Genomic DNA, 24710 nt, shown 5'->3' with positions numbered 1-24710 from the left:
CCCGCTGAATCAAACCATATCTGCCGCGATCCGTCCCACCCCCCTCTGCCCTGCCGGGCATCTCCCCCGCAAGGGGGGAGATTGGCAGCTTCGTCGTTCCGCCTACCTTGCGACGGTGATGATTGGCGAAACCGTCGCGACCGCCGATCTCCCTCCTTGCGGGGGAGATGCCCGGCAGGCCAGAGGGAGGTGCTGTCCCGCCGATATTAACTGCTTTGGCCCATGGCTCAGCCCGCCCTTCCGTTGCAAAATGGCGAGAGATTTCGGAGGACCCATGCGAAAACTGATTTCCACCGGCTCGCCCTTCGAGAAGACCGCCGGCTATTCGCGCGCCGTGGTGCAGGGCGACTGGTGTTTCGTGTCCGGAACGACCGGCTACGATTATGCGACCATGTCGATGCCGGAGAGCGTAGAGGCACAAACGCGCAACTGCCTGGCGACGATCGCCAAGGCGCTCGCGGATGGCGGTTTCGAAATGGCCGATGTGGTGCGGGCACATTACTACATTACCGATGCGGCTTTCGTGGATGTGGTCTTCCCGATCCTCGGCGAGACATTTGGCGAGATCAGGCCGGCAGCCACGATGATCGTGTGCCAGCTCAACAAGCCGGAGATGAAGATCGAGATCGAGGTGACGGCGCTGCGGCGCACAGCCTGATGCCTGTCACGGTTGCGACAACGACACGGTTGGAACGAGGATCGGCCCATGGTGAAGGTCAGACGCATCGTCGCAAACTTAGACACGCAGGATATCGCGGCAGCAAAACCCTTCTATCAGGATGTGCTCGGCCTCGATCTCCAGATGGATATGGGCTGGATCGCTACCTATGGCTCGCAAGAGACGATGTCCGTGCAGGTCAGTTTCATGGCCGAAGGGGGATCAGGAACGCCGGTGCCGGACATCTCTATTGAGGTCGACGACGTCGATGCCGCGCTTGAAAGCATGAGGACGGCCGGCTTTGCCATCGAATACGGTCCGGCGGACGAACCCTGGGGCGTGCGGCGCTTCTTCGTACGCGACCCGTTCGGCAGGCTGGTCAATATCCTTTCGCATTTGTGACGATATTCGCCGGGCGTGAGGCATGGATTCTGATGACATGTCGGCGGGACAGCGCCCCCCTCTGCCCTGCCGGGCATCTCCCCCACAAGGGTGGAGATTGGCAGTTTCGCCGTCTCGCCGGTCTTCAACCTTGGAAATTAGCGAAGGCCGAGATGACGGCCAATCTCCCCACCCGTGGGGGAGATGTCCGGCAGGACAAAGGGGGCGCGAAGGATCGCCGCACTGCGGCCACTGTTCGTATTGCCGCGTTCTTCCGTTCCTCCTTGCGCGCCGGCCGCTTGGCGTTTAGCAAGGCCGCGGCTCACGACACAATCAGGACGGTCCCCCATGGCTTCGAAAAATCTTCTCCTGCTTGCCGGCGACGGCATCGGCCCGGAGGCGATGGCCGAGGTGAAGAAGCTGATTTCCGCCATGAACGACAGGCTCGGCAGCGATTTCGTCACCGATGAGGGGCTGGTCGGCGGCTGCGCCTATGATGCGCATGGCGCGGCGATTTCCGATGCCGACATGGCCAAGGCAATGGCGGCGGACGCGGTGCTGTTCGGCGCCGTCGGCGGGCCGAAATGGGATGCCGTGCCTTACGAAGTGCGCCCGGAGGCGGGTCTGCTGCGGCTGCGCAAGGACATGGAACTGTTCGCCAATCTTCGACCCGCCATTTGCTATCCGGCCCTGGCGGCGTCCTCCTCGCTCAAGCAGGAGGTGGTCGAGGGTCTCGATATTCTCATCGTGCGCGAGCTCACCGGCGGCGTCTATTTCGGCGAGCCGAAGCAGATCATCGATCTCGGCAACGGCCAGAAGCGCGGCATCGACACCCAGGTCTACGATACGTTCGAGATCGAGCGCATTTCGGGCGTTGCCTTCGAATTGGCGCGCACGCGCCAGAACCATGTCACCTCGATGGAAAAGCGCAATGTGATGAAGTCGGGTGTGCTGTGGAACGAGGTCGTCACGCAAACCCACAAGGCGCGCTATGCCGACGTCAAGCTCGACCATATGCTGGCCGATGCCGGCGGCATGCAGCTGGTGCGCTGGCCGAAGCAGTTCGATGTCATCGTCACCGACAATCTGTTCGGCGACATGCTGTCCGACATCGCCGCCATGCTGACCGGCTCGATCGGCATGCTGCCGTCGGCGTCGCTCGGCGCGCCGGATGTTAAGACAAAAAAGCGCAAGGCGCTCTACGAGCCGGTGCACGGCTCGGCGCCCGACATCGCCGGCAAGGGCATCGCCAATCCGATCGCCATGATCGCCTCCTTCGCCATGTGCATGCGCTATTCCTTCGGCATGGTGTCGGAAGCCGACCGGCTGGAAGGCGCGATCGCCGCCGTGCTCGATCAAGGCTTGCGCACCAGGGATATTCATTCGCCGGGGATGACCGAGGTCGGCGCTGCTGAGATGGGCGAGGCGATCGTCGCCAAATTTTTGGGCTGAGCCTGTAGCGGTCGACACCCGCTGGGCGACGACCGCTGATGCCGCGGCACTCCCGCGGTTAGATTTGGACACCCGCCGGCACCGGACCCCATTGGTTTTCTCGCGACTGGGTCGGGATCAGCGCAAAGATCAGGATGATCAGGCCGCCGAAGGTCGGGATCAGGAAAAGCAGGAAAAGCCAGCCGGTCAGGCCGATATCGTGCAGGCGACGCACATTGAGCCCGAACCACGGCAGGGCTGTCGCCAGCAGGAAGAGGCCGGAGAGGCCGACCGTCACTGCCGGCAATTCACTGTTGTCGAGATTGCCCATGGCGTCGTCGATGAAGATGCCGAGTCCAATCGCCACGATCAGCGCGATCGTCCAGAACAGGCAATAGCCCCAATATTCCTTGCGGCGGGCACGGCCCGCGAAGTTGAAGTAATTCTCGGTCAGGCCCAGCCAGAAATAGTTCCACAGGCCAGCGGATTCGGCCGGACCGTGTTCAGCGGAACGGCCGAAATGTTGCGGCTGACCTGCCGCGGACGCATTGCCGGCCTGAGATGGCGCGGCGGTTGCAGTGGAGGCGTCGGCGGGCGCACTGGCAGGTTGGGCGCGGATCGCAAAAACATCGCGTGCCCGTCCGCCGGCCGGCTGGAATTCGACGGTCGTGCCTGCGGCAACCGATGCTTCGCGGCGCAAATCTTCGCGCGCCAAAGTGTAGCGGTTGCCCTCGGCTCCGGTGATGAAGCCGAAACCCTGGTCTTCGTCGTAATGAAGAACTTCGCCGCGCATGTCCTGCCCACCCCCATTGCCCTGCCCAGACTGTGCAAAGTTCAGGCAGACTGCAAGGGGCGTGCGGAAATGGAGAGTGCGGGCTATTTACCCCGGCCGCTTCTTCGATTTCTTGTGTTTCGGCGATCCGCTAGCCTCGAACTTCGCCTTGGCCGGTTTCCCGGCCCAGGGCTTTGCCTCGAATGCCGGGCGCTGGTCGGCCGGTGCGCGCTTCTCAAATTTGGGCGCGTTTTGATCGAAGGTGCGCTTGCCGCGGTGCGGCTTCTTGTCGGGCCGTGGTTCCTGGTAGCCGGCCCGCGACAGATCCGGCGTGCCGTCCAGCCGCTTGACCACAATGTTGCCCTGCAGCTTGCGGTCGGGGCCGATCGCGGCGAGGAAGCGCTCGGCCCAGTCCGCCGCGATCTGCACGAAGGTTTCTTCCGGCTGCATCTTGATGGCGCCGATCTGGCGCTTGGAAATGCCGCCTGTCCGGCACAGCATCGGGATCAGCCAGCGCGGCTCGGCATTCTGCCGGCGTCCGACCGACAGCGAGAACCAGACACTGTCGCCGAAATCGTCGCGGCGGCCAGGCTGCTCGTCCCGGCGCGCAAATTTTTCGCCCGACGGCGTGAACGGCACCACGTCCAGAAGATCCTCCGGCGCCGAGCGGCTGGAGCGGCACATCCGTACGAAGGCGGCGGCGACCTGTTCGGGTCCGTGCTGATCGAGAAGCGCCTGGACGAAGCCGCGCTCCTCATCCTTCATAGGCTCGCTAAAAACTGGGTCGGCAAGAATACGCTCGTCGTCGCGCCGTATCACGTCGTCGGCCGAGGGCGGGCTCGCCCAGGTCGCTGCAAGGCCGGCACTTTGCAGCAGCCGCTCGGTGCGCCTGCGGGCATTATTGGGCACGATCAGCGCGCTGACGCCCTTGCGTCCCGCCCGTCCTGTTCGCCCGCTTCGGTGCAGGAGCGTCTCCGGGTTGGTCGGCAAGTCGGCATGGATCACCAGCTCGAGATTGGGCAGGTCGATGCCGCGTGCCGCGACGTCAGTGGCGATGCAGACCTTGGCGCGGCCGTCGCGCATCGCCTGCAGCGCATGGCTGCGCTCGTTCTGGCTAAGCTCGCCCGACAGCGCCACGACGGAAAAGTTGCGGTTATTGAAGCGCGCCGTCAAATGGTTGACGGCGGCGCGCGTGTTGCAGAACACCAGCGCGTTCTTCGCCTCGTAAAAGCGCAGCACGTTGATGATGGCGTTTTCGCGGTCCGCCTGGGCGACGCCCAGCGCCCGGTATTCGATGTCGAGATGTTGTTTCTCCTCTCCACCAGCCGAGATACGCACGGCATCGCGCTGGTAGCCCTTGGCCAGAGTGGCGATGGAGCGCGGCACGGTGGCGGAAAACATCAGCGTGCGGCGCTCGGCGGGTGCCGCGTCGAGGATGAATTCCAGGTCCTCGCGAAAGCCGAGATCGAGCATCTCGTCGGCCTCGTCGAGCACGACTGCCTTGAGCGCCGACATGTCGAGCGAGTTGCGGGTGATGTGGTCGCGCAGGCGGCCGGGCGTGCCGACGACGATATGGGCACCACGCTCCAGCGCGCGCCGCTCGGTGCGCATGTCCATGCCGCCGACGCACGACGCTATCGCTGCCCCGGTCAGCTCATAGAGCCATTCCAGCTCGCGCGTCACCTGCAGGGCCAGCTCCCGCGTCGGCGCGACGGCCAGCGCCAGGGGTGCCGCCGCGTGGGAAAAGCGCTCCGCGCCATCGAGGAGGGTCGGCGCCAACGCCAGGCCGAAGGCGACGGTCTTGCCGGAGCCGGTCTGGGCCGAAACCAAGGCATCGGCCTGGCCAAGCTCGAGAACGGCCTGTTGCACCGGCGTCAGCTCGACATAACCGCGTTTTTCCAGCGCCTTTGCCAGCGCGGGAACAATAGCTTCGAAATTGGACATTTCGCTCTTTCGGAATTCAGGGTTCTGCGCTCATCATGGAGCACGAGCCGGTGCCGGCATCACGCCAGCCAAACGATCTTGGCCGTTCGTACTTCCTGCCGCTGTCATTGTACAGGGCAAGCGGCATCGCCTTTCCCTTCTCCCCTTGTTGTGGAGAAGGGTGGATTGGCGCGCAGTGCCAAGACGGTTGAGGGGTGTTGGACGGAATGCGGCGGTGCCAAGCTGGAACACCCCTCATCCGTCGCCTTCGGCGACACCTTCTTCCATAATAAAGGGCGAAGGAAAGACGCAGCGTTGCGCGATTGACTCTCCAGGCAAAGCGCGTAAAAGCCAGCACCGAACAGGACAGCTTCGATGCGCGGCCTTCCTATGGCGCTTTATGAACTCGACTTCCCCGGCCATGGCAGCATGGTTTCCGGCGAGGCGAAGCGCGCGTTCCTGCGTTCGACCAAAACCACGGCTAAAACGACCACCAAAACGGTCTGATTCCCTTGGCCTAACCACCCTCTCCCGGGTCCGGCCCGGGGCTGAAACCCGCATCGGCCGGCGGGTTTTCTCCAGAAACCGAGCGGAGAGGGACAGGAGATTTCGATGAGTTTCAAGGTTGCGATCGTCGGCGCCACGGGCAATGTGGGCCGGGAAATGCTCAACATACTGGAAGAGCGCGGCTTTCCGGTGAGCGAGGTGGTGGCGCTGGCCTCGCGGCGCAGTCAGGGCACGGAAGTGTCGTTCGGCGACCGCACGCTGAAGGTCAGGGCGCTCGACCAATATGATTTTTCCGACACCGACATCTGCATCATGTCGGCCGGCGGCAATGTCTCCAAGGAATGGTCGCCGAAGATCGGCAAGCATGGCTGCGTCGTCATCGATAATTCGTCGGCCTTCCGCTACGACCAGGACGTGCCGCTGATCGTCCCGGAAGTGAACCCGGATGCCATTTCGCTGTTCACGCGCAAGAACATCATTGCCAACCCGAACTGCTCGACGGCGCAGCTGGTCGTGGCGCTGAAGCCGCTGCATGACGCCGCCACCATCAAGCGCGTCGTCGTCGCCACCTACCAGTCGGTCTCCGGCGCCGGCAAGGAAGGCATGGACGAATTGTTCACGCAGACGCGCGCAGTGTTCGTCGCCGACCAGGTCGACGTCAAGAAGTTCACCAAGCGTATCGCCTTCAACGTCATCCCGCATATCGACGTCTTCCTCGACGACGGCTTCACCAAGGAAGAGTGGAAGATGGTGGCCGAGACCAAGAAAATGCTCGACCCCAAGATCAAGCTGACGGCGACCTGCGTGCGCGTGCCGGTGTTCATCGGCCATTCGGAAGCGGTCAACATCGAATTCGAAAAGCCGATCACCGCCGATGAAGCGCGTGAGATCCTGCGCGAGGCCCCGGGCTGCCAGGTTATCGACAAGCGCGAGGACGGCGGCTACATCACGCCGCTGGAATCGGCCGGCGAGGACGCCACCTTCATCTCGCGCATCCGCGAGGATTCGACCATCGACAACGGCCTGTCGATGTGGATCGTCTCCGACAATCTGCGCAAGGGCGCGGCACTCAACGCAGTTCAGATCGCGGAGCTGCTGGTCGAGCGCGGGCTGATCCAGCCGAAGAAGAAGGCGGCATAGTTTTCGCTCACGGCCGTATCGCCGCTACGCGGCTGGCCTCCGCGGGGGCGCCGGACGACCGGCGGCCCGCAGTCGCGGGCTCGGCCTTCGGCCGTTGGCGGCACTTGTCGATCAGCTGGCGACGCTGAAGCTGCCAATCTCCCCCCTTGTGGGGAGATCGGATGTCGCCACCGCTTTCGCCAATCGCCGGCGCCCCAGGGAGCGGGTTCGGCGAAGCATCATGCCTGGCGGCTGTCCTCTGCCAACTTCACCAATATCGCCATCGCCTCCTCGGCCCGCTCTGCCGGCACGAACAGATGATCGTGGTAGAAGGCCGAGACCGGGTTGACCCCCATGCCGGCCGCCGCCAGCCGCGTCGCGATGGCGACGAGGAAGCCGACCGCTTCCGGCGATGAATGGATGTCGAGCGTGATCATCCGGCAGCGGAACGTGCCTGTGAGGCCGACTGCCTTCGCCTGGTCTTCCGGCACGATCAGCGTCAGGCCTTCCCGCTCGCGGAAGGTCATGACCGGATCGAGACCGTCCGGGACGGCTGCCCCCGGCGCCTGTGTGGCGAAGACAAACACGCCGGGGAGTAGCTGCGGCGTCATCGACGTCAGCAATTTCCTGAGATCGGTTTCGCCGGTCATGGTGTCTTCTCACTCTCAAAGCTGCGGCAACTGCCACACCCTGTCATTAGGCCGGCTGGCATCGCGCCGGAAGCCCCCACTCCGACGACATGGGGATGTGGTTGGTTGTCGAATCTACCGGCAAGTGTTCCAGCATGGCGATCCTGCTTGCGGGCCGAGGGAGCGCTGCCGGCCTATTCGATCCCTGGACATGCCGCTTGACTCGGTCGTCGGCGCCTCGTATAGAACCAAAAGGTTACATAACTACTCGGTTCTATAAATGACGACCGATAGCCTCAGCCTAACCCTCGCGGCGCTTGCCGACCCAACGCGGCGTGCCATCCTGGCGCGTTTGTCGCTCGGCGAGGCCTCGGTGACGGAACTGGCCGAGCCGTTTGCCATGAGCTTTCCAGCGGTGTCGAAGCATCTCAAGGTGCTCGAGCGCGCTGGCCTCGTGGCGCGCGGCCGCGACGCACAGTTTCGGCCGCGCCGCCTGCGGCCGGAGCCATTGCGTGAGATCGACGAGTGGTTGGAGTCGTATCGGGCGCTGTGGGACGGTCGCTTCGACCGGCTTGAAACCTATCTGCAAGCCTTGCAGGCACGTGATCCGGGCCGAGATCGAAACTGAAGCCGGCTAACCACCATGCTGCCCATGTGCGGCAAGGCAATCCAGAGAGGGGAAAATGATAGATCAGACCATCGACATACCATCCGACGACCCGGTGATCGTCATCACCCGGACCTTCGATGCGCCGCGCACGCTGATGTTCAAGCTGTTCACCGATCCATACCATCTGGTGCGGTTTTGGGGACCGGAAGGGTCGAGCTATCCGGTCTGCGAAATGGATGTTCGGCCTGGCGGGCAGTGGCGTCTGACCATGCGCTTTGCCGACGGCAGCGAGTATCCGACCAATAGCGTCTATCTGGAGATCGCTCCACCGGAGCGGATCGTCTATCGCGACGCGCCGCTCGACCGCGGCCAATGGCAGGATACCCTGCCGCCGCCGAACATGGTCACGACCATCCTGTTCGAGGATGCCGGCGGCAAGACGCGTATCGTCGCCAACATCCGCGCCAACTCGGTCGCCGCCCGCGACATGGCGGTGAAGATGGGCTCCGGCCACATGGTCATGGCGAGCTACGCGCGGCTGGATGCCTATCTCAGAACGCTTTGAGCGAGAGCGCCGTTTGGCGCGGCGGGCTGAACCGCGCGTCTCGGTAGAAAGGATTCCGGAACGTGTCGGACCGTCGACTCGTGCCGCGTCCTTGGTTCGAGCATGAAAGACGGCCAGCGTTCGATAATTGTCAGGAGGAACGTCAATGAGCATTTCTCAACCCGCGCCGGTCTCGAACGGCGCCCTGTGGACCGGTCGCGCGCTCAGCGCCATCATCGTGCTGTTCATGATCTTCGACGGTGCCATCAAATTGCCACCGCTCGACATCGTCACCCAGACGATGGTGCCGCTCGGCTGGCCGGCGGATCCCAATGTCGCGCGCATGCTTGGCATTATCGGGCTGATTTCGACCGCACTCTACGCGCTGCCGCGCACCTCGGTGCTCGGCGCCATCCTGCTCACCGCCTACATGGGCGGCGCCATTGCCACAAAGGTGCGGGTAGATAGCCCGCTGTTCTGGCACACGCTGTTCGGCGTCTATCTCGGTGTTATGCTGTGGGGCGGGCTCTATCTGCGCGACGCACGAGTGCGCGCGCTGATCCCGTTCAGCCAATAGCAGCGACTTCGAAAGCCGTTCGATGGTGGCCACGCCGCCAGAGCGGGCGCGGTCCGCAGCCGATCTTCTTCTTTGGATCAAATCGCCTGGTTGCGAGTTAGGGGGTGCAGCGGCGAGGACGGCACCCTGTTGGAGAGGAACGACAATGAAAAAGGTGATGATCTTGATGGCCCTGCTGGTGCCGCTCGGTGCCTGTTCCCGTACTGAGCAAGGCGCGGCAGTTGGTGGCCTGGGCGGTGCGGCGGTCGGCGCTGCGGTGGCCGGCAACCCGACCCAGGGCGCGGTGATCGGCGGTGCGGCCGGCGCCTTGGCCGGTGCGCTGATCGGCCGTGCCAGCGAAAGCGGCCAATGCCGTTATCGCGATCGCAACGGTCGTGTCTACGTTGCGAGCTGCCCGGAAGGCTATTGATCGGCCCCCATCATATGGATGCAATAGCAAAACGGCGGGCAAGTCCCGCCGTTTCGTGGTTATGGAGATGATTTATTCGGCGCTGGCGGCTTCCGCCTCGGCCGGCGCGGCTGCAGCGGCGGCAACGGCCGCGGCGGCATCTTCCTGCGCCTTCTTCAGCAAGGCCGCGCGCTCTTGCGCCTTCTTGCCGGGCTCGGCCTTCTTCGGGTTGGACCGGGCTTCGCGCTTGGCTATACCGGCTTCATCGAGGAAGCGCAGCACGCGGTCGGTCGGCTGGGCGCCATGCGACAGCCAATGCTTGACGCGCTCGGCGTCGACCTTGACACGTTCGCCGTCCTTGGGCAGCAGCGGATTCCATGAGCCGAGCGACTCGATGAAACGACCGTCGCGCGGCGAACGCGCGTCGGCGACGACGACATGGTAATAGGGACGCTTCTTCGAGCCCGCACGGGCCAGTCGGATTTTCAGTGGCATTTCTTTTCTCCTAAAAGCTCTGATTTGGTTGATCGGTCGGTGGCTGGTCCTCAGCCGGTTTTCGTCACGCCGTTGGATGCGGCGATCTGCTCGTGATGGCGGATCACTTCGCGGACGACGAAGTTCAGGAATTTCTCCGCGAAATCCGGGTCGAGATGGGCGTCCTTCGCCAATTGGCGAAGACGGGCGATCTGCTCCTGCTCGCGCGCCGGGTCGGCAGGCGGCAGGCCATGTTCCGCCTTCAGCACGCCGACTGCTTTGGTGCAGCGGAAGCGCTCGGCCAGCATGTGGATCAGCGCAGCGTCGATATTGTCGATCGAGGCGCGATAATTGGCCAGCGCCGCACGCGCGTCCGCCATGTCCTTCTCTTCGTTCATGGCGCCCTCACTTCTTCTTGCCGAGGCCAGGCAGCCCGCCACCGCCCGGCAGGCCGGGAAGTTTCATGCCGCCCGGCAGCCCAGGCAGGCCACCGCCACCGGGAAGACCACCGGGCAGGCCCTTCATGCCGCCGAGCCCGGCCGCCCGCGCCTGCTTCTGCAAGGCTTCGAGCTGCTTGGGGTCCATCTTGGAGAGATCCGGCATGCCGCCGCCCATCACGCCGCCTCCGGGACCGCCTGGGCCGCCAGGCATCATGCCGCCGAGCCCCATCTTGGAGGCGAGGCCGCCCATCATGCCGCGCATCAGGCCGCCGCCTTTGCCCTTGCCGCCCATCGCCTTCATCATATCGGCCATGCCGCGATGCATCTTCAACAGCTTGTTGATTTCGGCCGCGTCGGTACCCGAGCCGGCGGCGATGCGCTTCTTGCGGGAGTGTTTTAGAATATCGGGGTTGGCGCGCTCGGCCTTGGTCATCGACGAGATGATGGCGAGCTGGCGGCCGAACATCTTGTCGTCGAGACCGGCGGCGGCCATCTGGTCCTTCATCTTGCCCATGCCGGGCATCATCCCCATGATGCCGCCCATGCCGCCCATTTTCGACATTTGCTGAAGCTGGCCGGCGAGGTCGTTCAGGTCGAACTTGCCCGACTGCATCTTCTTGGCCATCGCCGCCGCCTGTTCGGCGTCGATGTTCTCGGCCGCCTTTTCGACGAGGCTGACGATGTCGCCCATGCCGAGGATGCGGTCGGCGATGCGCTTGGGGTGGAATTCCTCCAACGCGTCCATTTTTTCGCCGGTGCCGATCAGCTTGATCGGCTTACCGGTGACGGCGCGCATCGAGAGCGCCGCACCACCGCGACCGTCGCCGTCCATGCGAGTCAGCACAAGGCCGGTGATGCCGACGCGCTCATCGAAGCTTTTTGCCAGATTGACGGCGTCCTGGCCGGTCAGCGAATCGGCGACCAGCAGGATCTCGTGCGGCGACGACATTTTCTTGATGTCGGCCATCTCGACCATCAGCGGCTCGTCGATATGGGTGCGGCCGGCAGTGTCGAGGATGACGACGTCATGGCCACCGAGCTTGGCCGCCTGCACGGCGCGGCGGGCGATATCGACCGGCGTCTGGCCGGCGACGATCGGCAATGTGGCGACCTTGACCTGCTCGCCGAGCTGGCGGAGCTGCTCTTGCGCGGCGGGACGCCGCGTGTCGAGCGAGGCCATCAAGACTTTCTTGTTTTGACGGTCGGTGAGGCGCCTGGCGATCTTGGCCGAGGTCGTCGTCTTGCCGGAACCCTGCAAGCCGACCATCATGATGACGACCGGAGCCGGTGCATTGAGGTCGATGGCGACGCCTTCGGCGCCGAGCATCTCGACCAGCTCGTCATGGACGATCTTGACGACCATCTGGCCGGGCTTGATCGACTTGACCACGGCGGCGCCGACGGCCTTCTCACGCACCTTGTCGGTGAAGGAACGCACCACTTCCAGCGCCACGTCGGCCTCGAGCAACGCTCGGCGCACCTCGCGCAGCGCCGCCGAGACATCAGCCTCCGACAAGGCGCCGCGACCGGTGAGGCCGTTCAGGATGGAACCAAGGCGCTCTTGCAGGGACTCAAACATTGGTCAACCCACCGCGCGACAGCGTCTTGGATTCATTTTGATTCCTGCCGGGCCGATGACCCTCCACGCCCCTTGTACGTTCCTGTAGCGATTCAAACATTCTTTTTCCTTTTCCCTGGCACCCGGATGATGCCCGAGAGGTAATGCGTTCGCGCCAACCGTCCAAGCAAAAGCCGGTCCGGGCAAAGCCCAAAGCCAAAAAGCACCCGGGGGCGCACAGCGCTGCCGGGTGTTGGCCTCCGGGATCGATTTACAGCACTTCACCTCAAAGAGGTTTCGGCGTCCCGGTCGGTTTGCTCGGAGGAATACTCGTCGCGGAATTCGCGGCGTGTAGACAGGAAATCGGCCGCAGAGTCAAGCTTTGGTCAAGCTTTGCGCCAAATATGCTCAGGACGACCAGGCAAGGCATATCAGCGCACGCTGCCCGCGCGGGCCATATCCGGCTCGACCTTCAGCGGTGAGCGCGGATGCAAAAGCAGCAGAACGGTCAACAGGCTGCTGACGATGCCGATTGCGGCGATGAGGACGGCGTCCAAAGTCGTCCAGCCGACGGCTTCGAGCGGCTTGGCGTTGAACAGGGCGAAGGAATTATAGCTTTGTTGGTGCGAAATCAGCAGGAAACCGGTCAGATTATTGCCGAGATGGGTGCCGAACCCGGCACCGAGATTGCCGGTTGCATAGACCAGAAGCGTCAGCAACAGCGCAAAGGCGGCGATCGAGGCCAGCACGCAGGCATTGATCGCGGCGCTCGAGCCTGGGCTCCAGTGCAGCGAGGTGAACAGCAATCCTGGCAGCAGCGCCCAGATGAATGGGCTCTGGAAACGGCTTGCCAGACCTCTTAGCAGGTAACCGCGAAACAGCATCTCCTCCGACGAGGTCTGCAGAAAAGTCAGGGCGGCGATCGGGATCAGGAACAAAAGCCACGACGACAGGCCGATTGCGCCGCGCACGATGTCCGGCTGCAAACCATAAAGCAGGATCTCGGAAAGCAGCGAGGTGACCAGCACCGCGGCCAGCCCTTTCAGGAACCCCGACCATGAAATGCGCCGGCTGACGCCGATCAGGGCCGTCAGCTTCTCGCGATGGATCCAGCGCATGGCAGCCCAAAGGCCGAGCCAGATTCCGGCAAATGAAGCCAGCGCCGCGAGGATGCCCGTGGGAGAGGCCATGAAATCCTGCACTACCCCTGGCGGGGCGGTGCCTGACGACGCTTGCCACACGGCAAAGGCATAGGTGCCGCCGAACAGCACGGCGGCAGTGGTTCCGAGCCAGAACAGGACGACGACCACCGTTCCAAGCACAAGGCGCGGCAAAGTGGTCTTCTCGTTGGCGGTGTGCCGGTACTGTTGGAAGGCGACTGGGTCGATCGTCACGCGGGCTCGCTGGCTGGTGATTCGGCTCGCAAGGTCTAGAACATCGGCCCCAATGTGGAAACCGGTATTGCAGCGGCAATACCGGTTTGTGGCCATGTCGGCAGTGCGGCCGCCCTTACAGGGCGACCGCCCTGTTTGTATCGTCAGCGCTCGACGTACATGATGCGCCGGGTGCCTGGATCGACCAGTGCCGGCTGGCCGTTCACATAGACGTAGCGGTAATCATAGTCGGGAATCTCGCGCAGCTCGACAGTGTCAGGCAACGTCGCGCCCGTCACCACCTCGCCCTCGAGATAGACCGGATCGAGCCGATGCGTACGGACATAGGTACGGATCTCGGCCGGCGGTCTGCGGATAGGCTCGATCGCCTCGCCGGCAACGATCGCTCCGGTATAGCTGCCGGAATATTCGACGCTATCGGAGGGCGGCGTCACGACGGCAATGTCGGCGCTGGCCGGACGCTGCGTCAGGACCATGCGACTGCCGCCGAAATCGGCCGTCACATAGTCGGAATAGACCCAGCCTTGGCCGTTGGCCTCGGCGATGGTGCACCATTTGCTGTTGGCGATGCAGCCGTCAAGCGTCGCCGACTGGCCGGCGGCGAGCACGCCAATCACCGGATATTGCGGGCCGGGGCCGGCGCGTACATTGAGATCGGTGATAGCCGAGACGGCGGTGTCGGCCAAAGCAGAGCCCGACATCGCTATGAGCGCTCCGGCCACCGCCGGAAACAATATGCGTTTCATGGTCTTCTCTCCGTTTCACAGTCCCTTGGGACGGAAAACGAAGCAAAGCCGCATGCGTTCCGGCTAAAAGGCTTCGGCCGGCTCACGATTTGTTCCAGTAGTTTTCGGCAGGTCGGTCAAAAGCTCGTGAACAAAAGCAAGTTTTTGCGCCGCCACGTCCGAGATGACGAAGGGATAGAGATCGGGCAGGCCCATGCAGCGGTTGATCGAGTTGGACGCCTCCGACAGCACCAGCCAGCGGTCGAGGACCCTTTCGAAGGGCTCCGGCCTGGCGGCGGGTTCTGATGGTGCCGGCTGCAGCTCGCCGCCGGTGTCGGCGCGCGGCAGCTCGTTGGCATCGACGGTCTCCAGCCGGCCGAGCGGGAAATTCAGGGCATGCACCATCTCCAGCGTGTCGGTGATATGCATGTGATGCGCCCATGTCTCGGCCCAATCCTCCCACGGGTGCGACGTCGCATAGGCCGAGATATGGCGCGGCTGCCAGTCGGGCGGCGCGCCATCGGCATAATAGGTTTTCAGCGCTTGTTCGTAGTCGGCGCGTTCGTCGCCGAACAAAGCGCGAAAACCGGCAAGCTTTTGCGGATCGTCGCGGATCAAGCGGTCCCAGTAATAATGGCCGAGCTCATGGCGGAAATGGCCGAGCAGCGTGCGGTAGTTCTCGCCCATCTCGACGCGTCGCCGCTCGCGCTCGGCCGAATCCGCCTCGGCAACGTTGAGTGTGATCCGGCCATTGTCATGGCCGGTCAGGATGCGCTCGCCACCAGGACCGCCGCCGATCGGATCGGCAAGAAAATCGAAAGCGAGGCCGATCTCGTCGCCAACGTCCTGCTTGGGTGCGACGGGCAGGCCGAAGGCGAGCAGCGAATAGACGGCGCGTTTCTTTGCCGCCTCGACACGGATCCAGCGGCGGCGATTGCCGTCGACCGACAGATCCGGGATGAGCTGGTTCAGCGCACAGGCGCGGCAGAAGGCGTGGCCGGGCTCCGCCATCCAGTTGCAGGCGCATTCGTCGGCATTGGTGCAGTGAAAGACATCGACGCCGGACAGCGCGAAGCGCGCGTTCTCGGGATCGTAGAGCACGAGGCTGGCGCAGTTTAGGCATTGCGCATTCTCGAAATAGAGACGGTGGCCGCAATGCGGGCAGTCGAAAAGCTTCATTGGCGTCTCAAATCTGTCGAAATGCGGAGGACGATACGAGCAGGAGAACGCCAAACGCCTGGCAGCTGCCCACGTTCCTGCCGGCCGATGCTATTTTGCCGCAAGCTGGGCGACGACCTCCTTGGCCACTGCCTCGCCCGATAGCCTGGCGCCGCCGCAGGTCTGCATCAGCGGACCGGCCAAATGCTCGCCGGCGAAGAAGATCTTTTCCGCCACCGGCTGCATCAGCGTGGCGCGCGCTTGCGAACGGCCGGGCCGCGCCGCCGCATAGGCGCCGCGCACGAACCGTTCTGCGCCCCAATTGGTCATCATCGCGCGTCCGACATGTTTTCGCACGTCGCCGCCAAAGATGCCGCAGAGCCGGTCGACGACGAAGTCGATGCCGGCAGCCTCGCCCGCTGCCGACATCTCCCAGGCGAAATCGCCGCCGACGAAACCGACCATCAAATCAAGATCGAAGGGAAAGCAGAGGAAGTAGATGTCGTGCCGGGCCAACCGCTCGATCAGCAAATCGTCGAACGGCTCCAGGCCGAGCCTGGTACCGGATATTTCCACCGGCAGCTTGGTCAGCATGCCCATCGGCAGGTCGAAGAAGGCGGCGAAATGCGCATCGGGCAGTGCTGGCGAGAACGCAATCTCCTCGAAGGCGAGCACTGCCGGCGAGGCGGTGACGATAACCGCCTTGGCGCAGATGGTACCGCGATCGGTGACGCAGGCTACGCCCGGCCCATCCCAGAGGATCTTGCGCACCGGCGTCGACAATTCCACCGGCACATCGGCACCGAAGCGGGCAACCAGCGTACCGAAGCCTTCCCTGGTGAAATAGTTCGGATCGAGATCGGCGGCGGCCTGAAAGTCGCGGATCGATATCTCGTCCTCGTCGGCGCCGAAATCCATCGGTCCGGCGAAGGTTGCGGCGGCGCGCGGCGCGTGTCCCCTGGCGAGCAACGCCGAAAGGCGGTCATCGTCGCCTTCCCTCACCTGATGTGCCGCCACCAGTTCGAACAGCCTTGCGTCGGCCACCTTCATCGCCGCCTCCTCGGCTTCGCTTGCCTTTCGCTCGCGGTAATAGAGATGATCGACATTCATGTCGTGGTGATGAAGCGTCCAGGCAGCGGCTTTCGCCTCGGGAAAATAGGGATTGCGATCCGCGGCATGCAGCCAGGCGCAGCCGATGTCGAACGGCACGCCGAAATGCTGGTCGCTGGTCCAGGCGCGGCCGCCAATGCGGTTCGTCGCTTCCAACAATTTGAAGGAAAAACCGGCAGCGCGCAGGGTCTTGGCAGCCGAAAGGCCGGCTGAACCGGCGCCGATGATTACGACATCAACGTCTTCCATGCTTATTCTGTCCCCGCCACAATAATTACTTGATCGTAGGCAAATTCCCGGGCGTCCGCCAGTGTGGTGGATTTGAGGTTCCTGCTGTATTGACTGCATCGACGCAGCGCCGGGGCAGTGACAAGCAGGTGTTTTGCAGGCAAGTTCGCAATTGGGAACGTGATTCAGGCAACCAGGAGAGCAGCATGGCATTTCTTGCCAAGGGGAAGATGTTTGTAGTGGCCACGGTGGTGGCGGTGCTTGCGCTGGCGACGGGCGCGCAGGCAGCGGGCAGTTGTGGCAAAAACGGCGCCGGCTTCGATGCCTGGAAGCCGGAGTTTGCCGCGGAGGCCAAGGCCGACGGTGTCGGCTCGAAGGGCCTAGCCGCTCTGGCTCGCGCAACCTACGCAACAAAGACGATCTCCGTCGACCGCGCCATCCATAAGGCTTTCAGCGGCTCGGTGGAAGCTTTCATGAAGCGCCGTGGCGCGTCCGCGATCATTGCCAGGGGCCGTGCGCTGAAGAAGGCGAACGCGGCGCTGTTCGACAAGATCGAACGGAATTACGGCGTATCGCCGGGCGTGTTGCTCGCCATCTGGGGCATGGAGACCGGCTTCGGTTCCGCCTTGGGCAACCAGAACACGGTCTCTGCGATTTTGACCCTTGCCTATGACTGCCGCCGCCCCGAGTTCTTTTACCCGCATGCTATTGCAGCCCTGAAGCTGGTTGACAGCGGAGCGTTGACCGCTTCGTCGGTCGGTGCCGCGCATGGCGAGATTGGCCACACGCAATTCCTACCCGGAAATGTTTTGAAGTATGGAGTCGGCAACAAGAATCTGCGTGACAAGGCCACTGCGCTGGCTTCCACCGCCAATTTCCTCAAGAGTCATGGTTGGCAGGCTGGTGCGAGCGCGCAGGCGAATATCGGTGCAATTGCCGGCTGGAACTCCGCGAGCGTCTATCAACAGGCGATCGCCCGCATCGCCACGGCGATCGACGCCGACTGATAGAAACCTCTAGAGCTTTGTTTTAACGCAATTCCGGACGGAAAACCGTTTCACACTTTTCCTGGAATTGCTCTATTCGACAGAAAGCCCCGGCCAAGCGCCGGGTTTCTATTTCACGTCGAGCGCGTAGGAGCAGCCGACGAGCACCTTGCCGGATGTGAATCAACGGTTGAGACATTGAGCGCGATGCGCGTGGAAAATGTCATGCCGTCGGCTTCCTCGCAAAGGCTTGGAGATTAGCTGAAACAACCCTCCACTTCGTCATCCCAGGGCGGAGCAAGGAGCGAAGCGACGCGGCGCAGACCCTGGGATCCATGCCGTTACCTGGACGGCAGTGCGCCTGCGGACCAGAAGCGAACGCTACCACTCGGTCCCGCGAAAAAGTTCGAACCACTCTGGATTGGTTTTCTCGATCAGCTCGATCTTCCATTGGCGCGGCCATCGCTTCAGCGACTTCTCGCGCTGGATGGCGTCGCCAATGTCGAAATGTTCCTCGTACCAGACCAGACGCTGCACGCCGTAACGGCTGGTGAAGCGCGAGCCTTGGCCGGTTTTGTGCTCCGGCATGCAGCGGCCGAAATCGTTGGTGACACCGATGTAGATCGTGCCGCGCTTCTGGCTTGCAGTCATGTAGGCGTAGCCGGTCATGGTTGAAGGGTAGCTGGCGCCGGTGCCGACGCAAGTGCAGTTCTGAACCGCTGCATGCTTCGGCGGATGTAACGGCATGGATCCTGGGGTCTGCGCCGCGTCGCTTCGCTCCTTGCTCCGCCCTGGGATGACGAAGGGATGGTGGGGATAGGCTAATCGCCAGCGTGGAGAGGGCGGATGCAAGTCAAAGAGCCAAATCCCTCGGTGCGGAGGAACAGGCTAGCCTTTACGACTACGCGCCGCCAGCGTGCGCAGCCTGAGCGCGTTGAGGCGGATGAAACCTTCGGCGTCCTTCTGATCGTAGGCGCCGCGGTCGTCCTCGAAGGTGACCAGCGCGTCGGAATAGAGCGATTTCCTCGACTTGCGGCCGATGACAATCACGTTGCCCTTGTAGAGCTTCAGCCGCACCGTGCCTTCGACGTCTTCCTGGCTCTTGTCGATCATCGCCTGCAGCATCAGCCGCTCGGGCGCGAACCAAAAGCCGTTATAGATGAGCTCGGCATAGCGCGGCATGAACTCGTCCTTGAGATGGGCGGCTCCGCGGTCGAGCGTGATCGATTCGATCGCCCGGTGGGCCGATATCAGGATGGTGCCGCCGGGGGTCTCGTAGACACCGCGCGACTTCATGCCAACGAAACGGTTCTCGACCAGGTCGAGCCGGCCGATGCCATTGTCACGGCCGAGATCGTTCAGCGCCGCCAGCATCGTTGCCGGCGACAGCTTCTTGCCGTTGAGCGCAACCGGATCGCCCTTCAGGAATTCGATCTCGATCTCGGTGACCTCATTCGGCGCATCCATCGGCGAGATGGTGCGCTGGTGGACGAATTCCGGCGGCTCGCTCCACGGGTCTTCCAGCACCTTGCCCTCGGAGGAGGAGTGCAGCAGGTTAGCGTCGACCGAGAAAGGCGCATCGCCCTTCTTGTCCTTCGGCACCGGGATCTGGTGCTGCTCGGCGAAATTGATGAGATCGGTGCGCGACTTGAACGACCAATCGCGCCAGGGCGCGATGACCTTGATGTCGGGGTTGAGCGCATAGGCCGACAGCTCGAAACGCACCTGGTCGTTGCCCTTGCCGGTGGCGCCATGGGCGATCGCATCGGCGCCGGTCTCCCTGGCGATCTCGACAAGGTGCTGCGAAATCAGCGGACGGGCGATCGAGGTGCCGAGCAGATAGGTGCCTTCATAGACGGCGTTAGCGCGGAACATCGGGAAAACGAAGTCGGATACGAATTCCTCGCGGACGTCCATGATGCGGATATCCTTGATACCCATCATCTCGGCCTTGCGCCTAGCCGGCTCCAGTTCACCACCCTGGCCTAGATCGGCGGTGAAGGTGACGACCTCGGCGCCGAGCTCGGTCTGCAGCCATTTCAGGATGATCGAGGTGTCAAGGCCGCCGGAATAGGCGAGCACGACTTTCTTGACGGCTTTTGCTTTCGACATGGTGAGGCGTTCCGCGACAGGGGTTGTTCGCGGGCGAGGTATCACGGCGTTTTAGGCCAGCGCAAGGGACGAACGATGCCTGGACCAGATGCTGTATCGCCCAGAGGCTGGCGAGAATACGGCTCTTGCGGTATGGCTGCGCCGTCTTCTGCCGCCACGAGACGAACCATGTCCTTCATCCCCGACACCACGACCCTTATCCAGTTCGCTATCGCCACGGTGATCCTGGCGATCACGCCTGGGCCTGATATGACGCTGTTCGTGTCGCGCACGCTGAGCCAGGGCCGCGCCACCGGCTTTGCCTCAATGGCCGGCGCATTGTGCGGCACGCTGATTCACACCACGCTGGTGGTGGTCGGCGTCTCGGCGCTGATCGTCGCCTCGCCGATGGCGTTCTTCGTGCTGAAGATTTTCGGCGCCGGCTATCTGGTCTTCCTGGCGTGGCAGGCAATCACAAAAGGGTCGGCGTTTTCGCCGGAGAAGAAGAGCGGGCCACAGATCTCGCTGTTCCGCAGCTGGGCGGCGGGGCTTGGGGTCAATCTGCTCAACCCGAAGATCATCCTGTTCTTCATGACCTTCCTGCCGCAATTCGTCTCCGCCCATGATCCCAACGCGCCGGGAAAGCTGTTCTTCCTCGGCGCGATGTTCGTCGTGCTGGCGATCCCGGTGACGGCGCCGATGGTGCTTGCGGCGGAAAAATTCTCGGCCGCGATGAAATCCAGCCCGCGCGTGACGCGCGTCGTCGACTATCTCTTTGCCGGAGTTTTTTCGGCCTTCGCGCTCAAGATCCTGACGGCCCAAGCGAAATAGGGCGCATTCCTGCTCGACCATGATCTTTTCCGAAAAACCCGGCCTCCACTTTTTGCAGCGCTGACCTTCGGTTCGGGATCATGGTCCAATCTGACGCCAGCTTCCGGCCGAGCGCCCGGCGCTCAGCCAATAGAAAATACCGCCGACCATGCCGCAGCCGATCACCGCCAGCATAACGCTGGTGTTGGTAACCTCGAAATTGGCATCGGCCGTCTGGTGGACGAAGCCAAGGAAGACCGCCGAGACCACAGCACCCGCCAGGGCATAGAACAGCCAGTCACGCCGGCCAAGAATCTCGGAGACAAGGATGGCGATAGCCGCCGGCATGAAAGCGAGATAGGCGACGAACAGAGCGACGAAGGGGATTGAAAACCACAGCGCCGCCTGCGCCGTCGGTTGCGTCTCGTCCGTCATCAGCCCGAGAGACGCCAGGAACACGATGTTAAGGAAGGCGCTTGCCGCCAGCGACGCAACGCCATAGCCGACAAGGATGACGGCGAACCGGATCAGATAGGCGACGACGCGATTCACGCCTCGCCATGCCCCGCGATCATCATCGCTTCCAGCGCCAGCCGGTCGACTTTGCGCATGCGCTCGGAGTCGGATTTGAGCTGGCCGCAGGCAGCGAGGATGTCGCGGCCGCGCGGCGTGCGGATCGGCGAGGCATAGCCGGCATTGTTGATGTAGTCGGCGAATTTCTCGATCGTCTCCCAGTCCGAGCACTGGTAGTTGGTGCCCGGCCACGGATTGAACGGGATCAGATTGATCTTGGCCGGAATGCCCTTGAGCAGCTTGATCAACGCCTTGGCGTCCTCGATGGAATCGTTGACGTCCTTCAGCATTACGTATTCGAAGGTGATGCGCTTGGCGTTGGACAGGCCGGGATAGGCACGGCAGGCGGCGATCAGTTCGTTCAGCGGATACTTCTTGTTGATCGGCACCAAAAGATCGCGCAGATCGTCATTGGTGGCGTGTAGCGAGATCGCCAGCATGACGCCGATCTCCTCGCCGGTGCGGAAAATCTCAGGCACGACGCCCGATGTCGACAGCGTGATACGCCTCTTCGACAGGGAAAGCCCGTCGCCGTCGGATGCAATCAGCAGCGCTTTCTTCACCGCCTCGAAATTGTACAGCGGTTCGCCCATGCCCATCATGACGACGTTGGACACCTTTCGGCCCTCGGCCGGCACGATGGCACCGTCAGGCGTATCGCGGTCGGGGAAATCGCCGAGCCGGTCGCGAGCGGTCAAAAGCTGGGCGAGGATTTCTTCCGCCGTCAGGTTGCGTACCAGTTTCTGGGTGCCGGTGTGGCAGAAGGAACAGGTCAGCGTACAGCCGACCTGTGATGAGATGCAGAGCGTGCCGCGGCCTTCTTCGGGAATGTAGACGGTCTCGATCTCGACAGGCCGGCCGGCGCCGCGCGGCGGAAAGCGGAACAGCCATTTGCGCGTGCCGTCGGAGGAAATCTGCTCCTCGACGATCTCGGGCCTGGCAATGGTGAAATGCTTGTCGAGCTCGGCGCGCAGATCCTTGGAGATGTTGAACATGCCGGCAAAATCGGAAACGCCGCGCACATAGATCCAATGCCAGAGCTGCTGGGCGCGCATTTTTGCCTGGCGCTCCGGCACGATGCCCGCGGCGACGAGGGCGGCCCCGAGTTCGGCGCGCGTCAAGCCGATCAGCGACGGGTTTTCAGGCGTCGTGCGGGTGCGCAACGCGTCACGCGCGCCTTCGGCGGTAAGATCGAATGAAAGGGTCATTGTTGCACTGATATAAGCGAGTTGCGGCCGAATACAGCATCGTGCCCGAAATGAAGCGCGGCGCATAGCACAGGTTAGCGGCGGAGTCATGCCGGGTGCGCCACGCAAGGGCGAGCTTCAGAAAGGGCTGCGTCCAATTTTGCGTTGGAGACAACCAATTGCGACCTCGGTGCTGCCATTCATCCGGCGGCGACGTCAGCGCCATTCCTGCAACGCCGGCAATTGGCGAAAACTTCTACGCGGCGCTCTTTCTCCCCGTCACTCTACGCGGAGAAATGCCCGGCAGGGCAATGAGGGGCGGCGTCAACACCTAAAAGGTTCGTTCTTCCGGCTCTAGCCTACTTGCACTTCGCGATCGAGGCCAGCGCCGCCGAGATGCCCTTCAGCGAGAAGACGTAGGTGGTGGTGTTGCCGCGGCCGGACTTGGCCGATACCTTCATGTCGGTGCCGGTCTTCATTGCGGCGATCAGCACCGGCTCCTCGGCGGCGTTCTCGACCCAGGCCGACTTGCCGCGCGTGAACATCGAGAAAGACTTCTTGTCGATGGTGACGGTGGCCTTGGAACCTTCCTGGAACGTATAGCCGGCGATGAATTGCGGCTCGTAGGACACTTGCTGCCCCGGCCGCTGGCTGACGAAGAAGAACATGTCGCCGTGATCGAGCGTCGGCGGCTGCTTGTCGGTTGGCACGGTCAGGACATAGCAGACCTTTCCGCCGCCCGACGCCTGATAACTGTAGGTGCCCCAGGCATTATGCTGGCCGATCTTGGTTGCCGACTGCGCCAGCGCGGGCGCCGTCAAGGCCACCAGGGCCAGGCTGGAAACTATAGCAATCAATCCGCGCATCGCTTTTCCCGTATTCCACTGGTGCGGCGGCAGGCCGGCTCGGCGTCCTGCCCGTCGCTTCATTTTGATTTAATCTGGGTTACCAAACGGTGAATTTCCCCTGAGAAAAGGATGTTCACGCCAGGAAACCGCCGCCCTCTTCGCGCTGCCGCTCGAAAAGCGGCTGGCGCAATGTCCCTGCCGCGACTTGGAGGCCACGAAAACGGCAAGAGTTTGACTTTTCAAACAGCTAGTTCTTGCGGCGATTCCCGCGGATTTCCCTGCAGGCGATACCATGTCTGTGTTCGCTTCCACGGCACTCGGCCAGGATGCCCTGCTTGGCGGCTTGCAGGAGATTTGGGCATGGCCATTTCCGAGACAGTCCTGATCCTGGCGGGCGGCGCAGTCGTCCTGGCGATCGTGTTCGGCATTCGTGTCGCCGTCCGCACGGCGGTCGGTGGTCCGGTGCCCCGGTCGGATGGCGGGGAGGCGGCGGGCGGATCGGGCGCGCCCGACGTGGCCGGGATCATTGCGCTGACACCTTTGATCTTCCTTGGCTTCCTGGTGGCGGCAGCCGTGCTCGAGGTGCTCGTTCCCACCCCGGTCATGGCCGGGCAGGCGCTCGCCCGCTCTCTGGCCGGTGCCGTACTCGCGGTGTGCGGCTTCGTGCTCATCTTGATGGCCGCGGGCCGCTTTCAGGCCGCTCGAACCAACATACCACCAACCCTCGAGAGGAAGTTCGGAGACGTCTATCGTGCCTACAAGGCGCGGGTTCGGCGGTGGGTTTGACGGCCGGAAGGTCGGTTCTCGCGCGATTTTTTTCGTCGCACCGGCTCAGCTCTTGTCGGCGATGGCCTGCTTGGCGGCGAGCCGGTGCGCCGGCGTGATGTGGGCGCTGACGGCGGTAATCGCGGCGGTCAGCACGGCGATGTCGTCGGTGAAACCTAGCCCAAGGATGAAATCGGGGATGACGTCCGTCGGCAGCACGAAATAGCCGAGCGCAGCCAGCAATGTGCCTTTGGCGCGCAACGGCGTTTTCTTGTCCATGGCGCAGTAATAGGCGGCGACCACCTCTTCCATGAACGGGATCTGCCGGGCGGCTTTCTTCGCCGTACGCCAGAACTTTTCGCGCACTTCGCTCTCATTGCCCGGCTTGCTGCCGAGGCCGAAGAAATCAAAACCGGATTTTTGCGCCATCAACCTCTCCCTTGCGGCTGTCGCGTGGCTTCACGCGTGACCGCGAGGCAAAATGTGGTGAAAGCCGAACGTCGCTGCAAGGTGCAGATGGACTCAGCCGCCGAAATAGCGGTTCATCTTTCTGGCCAGATCGAAATCCAACGCCGTCAGGCCGCCGGCGTCGTGCGTGTTGAGGGTCACGTTTACCGTCTTGTAGACGTTCGACCAGTCGGGATGGTGGTCCATCTTTTCCGCCGCCAGGGCGACGCGGGTCATGAAGGCAAAGGCTTCGGAGAAATTCTTGAAGGTGAAGCTACGGGTGATCGAGCCGCCATCCTTGGCCAGCGACCAGCCGTCGAGCCCGGCAAGTTCGGCGCTGATCGCCTCTTTTGCTAGTTTCTCTCTGGCCATGTCCG

General features: G+C 62.9%; 29 protein-coding genes. 12 read left to right on the top strand and 17 right to left on the bottom strand.

From position 1 onward, the window contains the following. The first annotated feature begins 274 nt into the window (after nucleotides 1-274). From AC0L2P_RS14685 to leuB, 3 genes are all read left to right on the top strand, one after another. Nucleotides 275-658, top strand: a complete 384-nt coding sequence (locus tag AC0L2P_RS14685) for a RidA family protein (protein WP_473501987.1) — start codon at nucleotides 275-277, stop codon at nucleotides 656-658. A gap of 51 nt (nucleotides 659-709) precedes the next feature. Next, the gene (locus tag AC0L2P_RS14680; RefSeq protein ID WP_473502033.1) at nucleotides 710-1060 is read left to right on the top strand and encodes a VOC family protein; all 351 of its coding nucleotides are present in this window, start codon (nucleotides 710-712) and stop codon (nucleotides 1058-1060) included. A gap of 327 nt (nucleotides 1061-1387) precedes the next feature. Next, nucleotides 1388-2491 (top strand): 3-isopropylmalate dehydrogenase, encoded by a 1104-nt coding sequence (leuB, locus tag AC0L2P_RS14675; protein WP_473501985.1) that lies wholly within the window; start codon nucleotides 1388-1390, stop codon nucleotides 2489-2491. A 58-nt stretch (nucleotides 2492-2549) separates the two neighbouring features. Here the strand turns inward: leuB and AC0L2P_RS14670 are convergent, their stop codons facing one another. Together AC0L2P_RS14670 and AC0L2P_RS14665 are read right to left on the bottom strand one after the other, a co-directional pair. Continuing rightward, nucleotides 2550-3263: a DUF805 domain-containing protein gene (locus tag AC0L2P_RS14670; RefSeq protein ID WP_473501984.1), complete on the bottom strand. Its 714-nt coding sequence runs from the start codon at nucleotides 3261-3263 to the stop codon at nucleotides 2550-2552. Between the two features lie 87 nt (nucleotides 3264-3350). Next, nucleotides 3351-5186: a DEAD/DEAH box helicase gene (locus tag AC0L2P_RS14665; protein WP_473501982.1), complete on the bottom strand. Its 1836-nt coding sequence runs from the start codon at nucleotides 5184-5186 to the stop codon at nucleotides 3351-3353. Between the two features lie 354 nt (nucleotides 5187-5540). Here AC0L2P_RS14665 and AC0L2P_RS14660 point away from each other — a divergent pair, with 354 nt between their 5' ends. Both AC0L2P_RS14660 and AC0L2P_RS14655 read left to right on the top strand, forming a co-directional pair. Then, complete coding sequence (locus AC0L2P_RS14660; RefSeq protein WP_473501980.1) at nucleotides 5541-5672, top strand: hypothetical protein; 132 nt, start codon at nucleotides 5541-5543, stop codon at nucleotides 5670-5672. 105 nt (nucleotides 5673-5777) lie between these two features. Beyond that, nucleotides 5778-6812, top strand: a complete 1035-nt coding sequence (locus tag AC0L2P_RS14655) for an aspartate-semialdehyde dehydrogenase (RefSeq protein WP_473501978.1) — start codon at nucleotides 5778-5780, stop codon at nucleotides 6810-6812. Nucleotides 6813-7030: 218 nt separating this feature from the next. On the opposite strand, the gene AC0L2P_RS14650 is transcribed toward AC0L2P_RS14655, so the two are convergent. Next, nucleotides 7031-7441 carry an ACT domain-containing protein gene (locus AC0L2P_RS14650; protein WP_473501976.1) on the bottom strand — a complete coding sequence of 137 codons (411 nt, stop codon included), beginning with the start codon at nucleotides 7439-7441 and terminating at the stop codon, nucleotides 7031-7033. Between the two features lie 259 nt (nucleotides 7442-7700). Here AC0L2P_RS14650 and AC0L2P_RS14645 point away from each other — a divergent pair, with 259 nt between their 5' ends. The 4 genes from AC0L2P_RS14645 to AC0L2P_RS14630 all read left to right on the top strand — a co-directional run bounded on the left by AC0L2P_RS14645 (nucleotide 7701) and on the right by AC0L2P_RS14630 (nucleotide 9560). Next, nucleotides 7701-8048: an ArsR/SmtB family transcription factor gene (locus AC0L2P_RS14645; RefSeq protein ID WP_473501974.1), complete on the top strand. Its 348-nt coding sequence runs from the start codon at nucleotides 7701-7703 to the stop codon at nucleotides 8046-8048. Nucleotides 8049-8103: 55 nt separating this feature from the next. Next, nucleotides 8104-8595 (top strand): SRPBCC domain-containing protein, encoded by a 492-nt coding sequence (locus AC0L2P_RS14640; RefSeq protein WP_473501973.1) that lies wholly within the window; start codon nucleotides 8104-8106, stop codon nucleotides 8593-8595. A 145-nt stretch (nucleotides 8596-8740) separates the two neighbouring features. Then, nucleotides 8741-9151, top strand: coding sequence for a DoxX family protein (locus AC0L2P_RS14635; protein WP_473501971.1), 411 nt, complete (start codon nucleotides 8741-8743; stop codon nucleotides 9149-9151). 145 nt (nucleotides 9152-9296) lie between these two features. Then, nucleotides 9297-9560: a YMGG-like glycine zipper-containing protein gene (locus AC0L2P_RS14630; RefSeq protein WP_352466510.1), complete on the top strand. Its 264-nt coding sequence runs from the start codon at nucleotides 9297-9299 to the stop codon at nucleotides 9558-9560. A gap of 72 nt (nucleotides 9561-9632) precedes the next feature. Here AC0L2P_RS14630 and rpsP read toward each other — a convergent pair whose 3' ends face one another. The 7 genes from rpsP to AC0L2P_RS14595 all read right to left on the bottom strand — a co-directional run bounded on the left by rpsP (nucleotide 9633) and on the right by AC0L2P_RS14595 (nucleotide 16647). Further along, complete coding sequence (rpsP, locus tag AC0L2P_RS14625; RefSeq protein ID WP_254817891.1) at nucleotides 9633-10034, bottom strand: 30S ribosomal protein S16; 402 nt, start codon at nucleotides 10032-10034, stop codon at nucleotides 9633-9635. A 50-nt stretch (nucleotides 10035-10084) separates the two neighbouring features. Next, the gene (locus tag AC0L2P_RS14620; protein ID WP_254817890.1) at nucleotides 10085-10411 is read right to left on the bottom strand and encodes a chorismate mutase; all 327 of its coding nucleotides are present in this window, start codon (nucleotides 10409-10411) and stop codon (nucleotides 10085-10087) included. A 7-nt stretch (nucleotides 10412-10418) separates the two neighbouring features. After that, a complete protein-coding gene (gene ffh, locus AC0L2P_RS14615) occupies nucleotides 10419-12032 on the bottom strand; it encodes a signal recognition particle protein (RefSeq protein WP_473501969.1) in 1614 nt (537 codons plus the stop codon). Between the two features lie 410 nt (nucleotides 12033-12442). Next, on the bottom strand, nucleotides 12443-13405 hold the full coding sequence (locus AC0L2P_RS14610) for a lysostaphin resistance A-like protein (RefSeq protein ID WP_473501968.1): 963 nt from the start codon (nucleotides 13403-13405) through the stop codon (nucleotides 12443-12445). 143 nt (nucleotides 13406-13548) lie between these two features. Next, nucleotides 13549-14151 (bottom strand): DUF1236 domain-containing protein, encoded by a 603-nt coding sequence (locus AC0L2P_RS14605; protein WP_473501967.1) that lies wholly within the window; start codon nucleotides 14149-14151, stop codon nucleotides 13549-13551. Nucleotides 14152-14214: 63 nt separating this feature from the next. Next, nucleotides 14215-15309, bottom strand: a complete 1095-nt coding sequence (locus tag AC0L2P_RS14600; RefSeq protein WP_473501966.1) for a zinc-binding metallopeptidase family protein — start codon at nucleotides 15307-15309, stop codon at nucleotides 14215-14217. A 90-nt stretch (nucleotides 15310-15399) separates the two neighbouring features. Further along, the gene (locus AC0L2P_RS14595; RefSeq protein ID WP_473501965.1) at nucleotides 15400-16647 is read right to left on the bottom strand and encodes a flavin monoamine oxidase family protein; all 1248 of its coding nucleotides are present in this window, start codon (nucleotides 16645-16647) and stop codon (nucleotides 15400-15402) included. A gap of 185 nt (nucleotides 16648-16832) precedes the next feature. On the opposite strand from AC0L2P_RS14595, the gene AC0L2P_RS14590 reads away from it, so the two are divergent. Further along, on the top strand, nucleotides 16833-17633 hold the full coding sequence (locus tag AC0L2P_RS14590; protein ID WP_473502032.1) for a lytic murein transglycosylase: 801 nt from the start codon (nucleotides 16833-16835) through the stop codon (nucleotides 17631-17633). 360 nt (nucleotides 17634-17993) lie between these two features. On the opposite strand, the gene AC0L2P_RS14585 is transcribed toward AC0L2P_RS14590, so the two are convergent. Both AC0L2P_RS14585 and AC0L2P_RS14580 read right to left on the bottom strand, forming a co-directional pair. Then, nucleotides 17994-18281, bottom strand: coding sequence for a GIY-YIG nuclease family protein (locus AC0L2P_RS14585; RefSeq protein ID WP_473502031.1), 288 nt, complete (start codon nucleotides 18279-18281; stop codon nucleotides 17994-17996). 219 nt (nucleotides 18282-18500) lie between these two features. Continuing rightward, nucleotides 18501-19724, bottom strand: a complete 1224-nt coding sequence (locus tag AC0L2P_RS14580; RefSeq protein WP_473501964.1) for an argininosuccinate synthase — start codon at nucleotides 19722-19724, stop codon at nucleotides 18501-18503. Nucleotides 19725-19892: 168 nt separating this feature from the next. Between AC0L2P_RS14580 and AC0L2P_RS14575 the strand changes: the two genes are divergently transcribed. Then, complete coding sequence (locus AC0L2P_RS14575; RefSeq protein WP_473501962.1) at nucleotides 19893-20534, top strand: LysE family translocator; 642 nt, start codon at nucleotides 19893-19895, stop codon at nucleotides 20532-20534. A gap of 78 nt (nucleotides 20535-20612) precedes the next feature. Here the strand turns inward: AC0L2P_RS14575 and AC0L2P_RS14570 are convergent, their stop codons facing one another. The 3 genes from AC0L2P_RS14570 to AC0L2P_RS14560 form a co-directional block, all read right to left on the bottom strand. Next, complete coding sequence (locus AC0L2P_RS14570) at nucleotides 20613-21065, bottom strand: hypothetical protein (RefSeq protein ID WP_473501961.1); 453 nt, start codon at nucleotides 21063-21065, stop codon at nucleotides 20613-20615. Further along, nucleotides 21062-22294, bottom strand: coding sequence for a dual-specificity RNA methyltransferase RlmN (gene rlmN, locus AC0L2P_RS14565; RefSeq protein ID WP_473501960.1), 1233 nt, complete (start codon nucleotides 22292-22294; stop codon nucleotides 21062-21064). The genes AC0L2P_RS14570 and rlmN overlap by 4 nt, the downstream gene beginning before the upstream one ends. A 338-nt stretch (nucleotides 22295-22632) precedes the next feature. Further along, nucleotides 22633-23139 carry an invasion associated locus B family protein gene (locus tag AC0L2P_RS14560; RefSeq protein WP_023721899.1) on the bottom strand — a complete coding sequence of 169 codons (507 nt, stop codon included), beginning with the start codon at nucleotides 23137-23139 and terminating at the stop codon, nucleotides 22633-22635. A 342-nt stretch (nucleotides 23140-23481) separates the two neighbouring features. On the opposite strand from AC0L2P_RS14560, the gene AC0L2P_RS14555 reads away from it, so the two are divergent. After that, nucleotides 23482-23907 carry a hypothetical protein gene (locus AC0L2P_RS14555; RefSeq protein WP_473501959.1) on the top strand — a complete coding sequence of 142 codons (426 nt, stop codon included), beginning with the start codon at nucleotides 23482-23484 and terminating at the stop codon, nucleotides 23905-23907. 45 nt (nucleotides 23908-23952) lie between these two features. Here AC0L2P_RS14555 and AC0L2P_RS14550 read toward each other — a convergent pair whose 3' ends face one another. After that, nucleotides 23953-24315, bottom strand: coding sequence for a YkvA family protein (locus tag AC0L2P_RS14550; RefSeq protein ID WP_473501957.1), 363 nt, complete (start codon nucleotides 24313-24315; stop codon nucleotides 23953-23955). Between the two features lie 93 nt (nucleotides 24316-24408). After that, a complete protein-coding gene (locus AC0L2P_RS14545) occupies nucleotides 24409-24705 on the bottom strand; it encodes a 4a-hydroxytetrahydrobiopterin dehydratase (protein WP_352466497.1) in 297 nt (98 codons plus the stop codon). Between the last annotated feature and the right edge of the window lie 5 nt (nucleotides 24706-24710).

The organism is Mesorhizobium sp. WSM4836 (assembly GCF_055811815.1).
Note: the sequence above shows the minus strand (reverse complement) of the source record. Positions and strands in the feature narration are given on the sequence as shown.

Coding starts and splice junctions, on each gene's coding strand:
- AC0L2P_RS14685 (WP_473501987.1), top strand. CDS start 275: ATGCGAAAACTGATTTCCACCGGCTCGCCCTTCGAGAAGACCGCCGGC.
- leuB (WP_473501985.1), top strand. CDS start 1,388: ATGGCTTCGAAAAATCTTCTCCTGCTTGCCGGCGACGGCATCGGCCCG.
- AC0L2P_RS14670 (WP_473501984.1), bottom strand. CDS start 3,263: ATGCGCGGCGAAGTTCTTCATTACGACGAAGACCAGGGTTTCGGCTTC.
- AC0L2P_RS14665 (WP_473501982.1), bottom strand. CDS start 5,186: ATGTCCAATTTCGAAGCTATTGTTCCCGCGCTGGCAAAGGCGCTGGAA.
- AC0L2P_RS14660 (WP_473501980.1), top strand. CDS start 5,541: ATGCGCGGCCTTCCTATGGCGCTTTATGAACTCGACTTCCCCGGCCAT.
- AC0L2P_RS14655 (WP_473501978.1), top strand. CDS start 5,778: ATGAGTTTCAAGGTTGCGATCGTCGGCGCCACGGGCAATGTGGGCCGG.
- AC0L2P_RS14650 (WP_473501976.1), bottom strand. CDS start 7,441: ATGACCGGCGAAACCGATCTCAGGAAATTGCTGACGTCGATGACGCCG.
- AC0L2P_RS14645 (WP_473501974.1), top strand. CDS start 7,701: ATGACGACCGATAGCCTCAGCCTAACCCTCGCGGCGCTTGCCGACCCA.
- AC0L2P_RS14640 (WP_473501973.1), top strand. CDS start 8,104: ATGATAGATCAGACCATCGACATACCATCCGACGACCCGGTGATCGTC.
- AC0L2P_RS14635 (WP_473501971.1), top strand. CDS start 8,741: ATGAGCATTTCTCAACCCGCGCCGGTCTCGAACGGCGCCCTGTGGACC.
- AC0L2P_RS14630 (WP_352466510.1), top strand. CDS start 9,297: ATGAAAAAGGTGATGATCTTGATGGCCCTGCTGGTGCCGCTCGGTGCC.
- rpsP (WP_254817891.1), bottom strand. CDS start 10,034: ATGCCACTGAAAATCCGACTGGCCCGTGCGGGCTCGAAGAAGCGTCCC.
- AC0L2P_RS14620 (WP_254817890.1), bottom strand. CDS start 10,411: ATGAACGAAGAGAAGGACATGGCGGACGCGCGTGCGGCGCTGGCCAAT.
- ffh (WP_473501969.1), bottom strand. CDS start 12,032: ATGTTTGAGTCCCTGCAAGAGCGCCTTGGTTCCATCCTGAACGGCCTC.
- AC0L2P_RS14605 (WP_473501967.1), bottom strand. CDS start 14,151: ATGAAACGCATATTGTTTCCGGCGGTGGCCGGAGCGCTCATAGCGATG.
- AC0L2P_RS14600 (WP_473501966.1), bottom strand. CDS start 15,309: ATGAAGCTTTTCGACTGCCCGCATTGCGGCCACCGTCTCTATTTCGAG.
- AC0L2P_RS14595 (WP_473501965.1), bottom strand. CDS start 16,647: ATGGAAGACGTTGATGTCGTAATCATCGGCGCCGGTTCAGCCGGCCTT.
- AC0L2P_RS14590 (WP_473502032.1), top strand. CDS start 16,833: ATGGCATTTCTTGCCAAGGGGAAGATGTTTGTAGTGGCCACGGTGGTG.
- AC0L2P_RS14585 (WP_473502031.1), bottom strand. CDS start 18,281: ATGACCGGCTACGCCTACATGACTGCAAGCCAGAAGCGCGGCACGATC.
- AC0L2P_RS14580 (WP_473501964.1), bottom strand. CDS start 19,724: ATGTCGAAAGCAAAAGCCGTCAAGAAAGTCGTGCTCGCCTATTCCGGC.
- AC0L2P_RS14575 (WP_473501962.1), top strand. CDS start 19,893: ATGTCCTTCATCCCCGACACCACGACCCTTATCCAGTTCGCTATCGCC.
- rlmN (WP_473501960.1), bottom strand. CDS start 22,294: ATGACCCTTTCATTCGATCTTACCGCCGAAGGCGCGCGTGACGCGTTG.
- AC0L2P_RS14560 (WP_023721899.1), bottom strand. CDS start 23,139: ATGCGCGGATTGATTGCTATAGTTTCCAGCCTGGCCCTGGTGGCCTTG.
- AC0L2P_RS14555 (WP_473501959.1), top strand. CDS start 23,482: ATGGCCATTTCCGAGACAGTCCTGATCCTGGCGGGCGGCGCAGTCGTC.
- AC0L2P_RS14550 (WP_473501957.1), bottom strand. CDS start 24,315: ATGGCGCAAAAATCCGGTTTTGATTTCTTCGGCCTCGGCAGCAAGCCG.
- AC0L2P_RS14545 (WP_352466497.1), bottom strand. CDS start 24,705: ATGGCCAGAGAGAAACTAGCAAAAGAGGCGATCAGCGCCGAACTTGCC.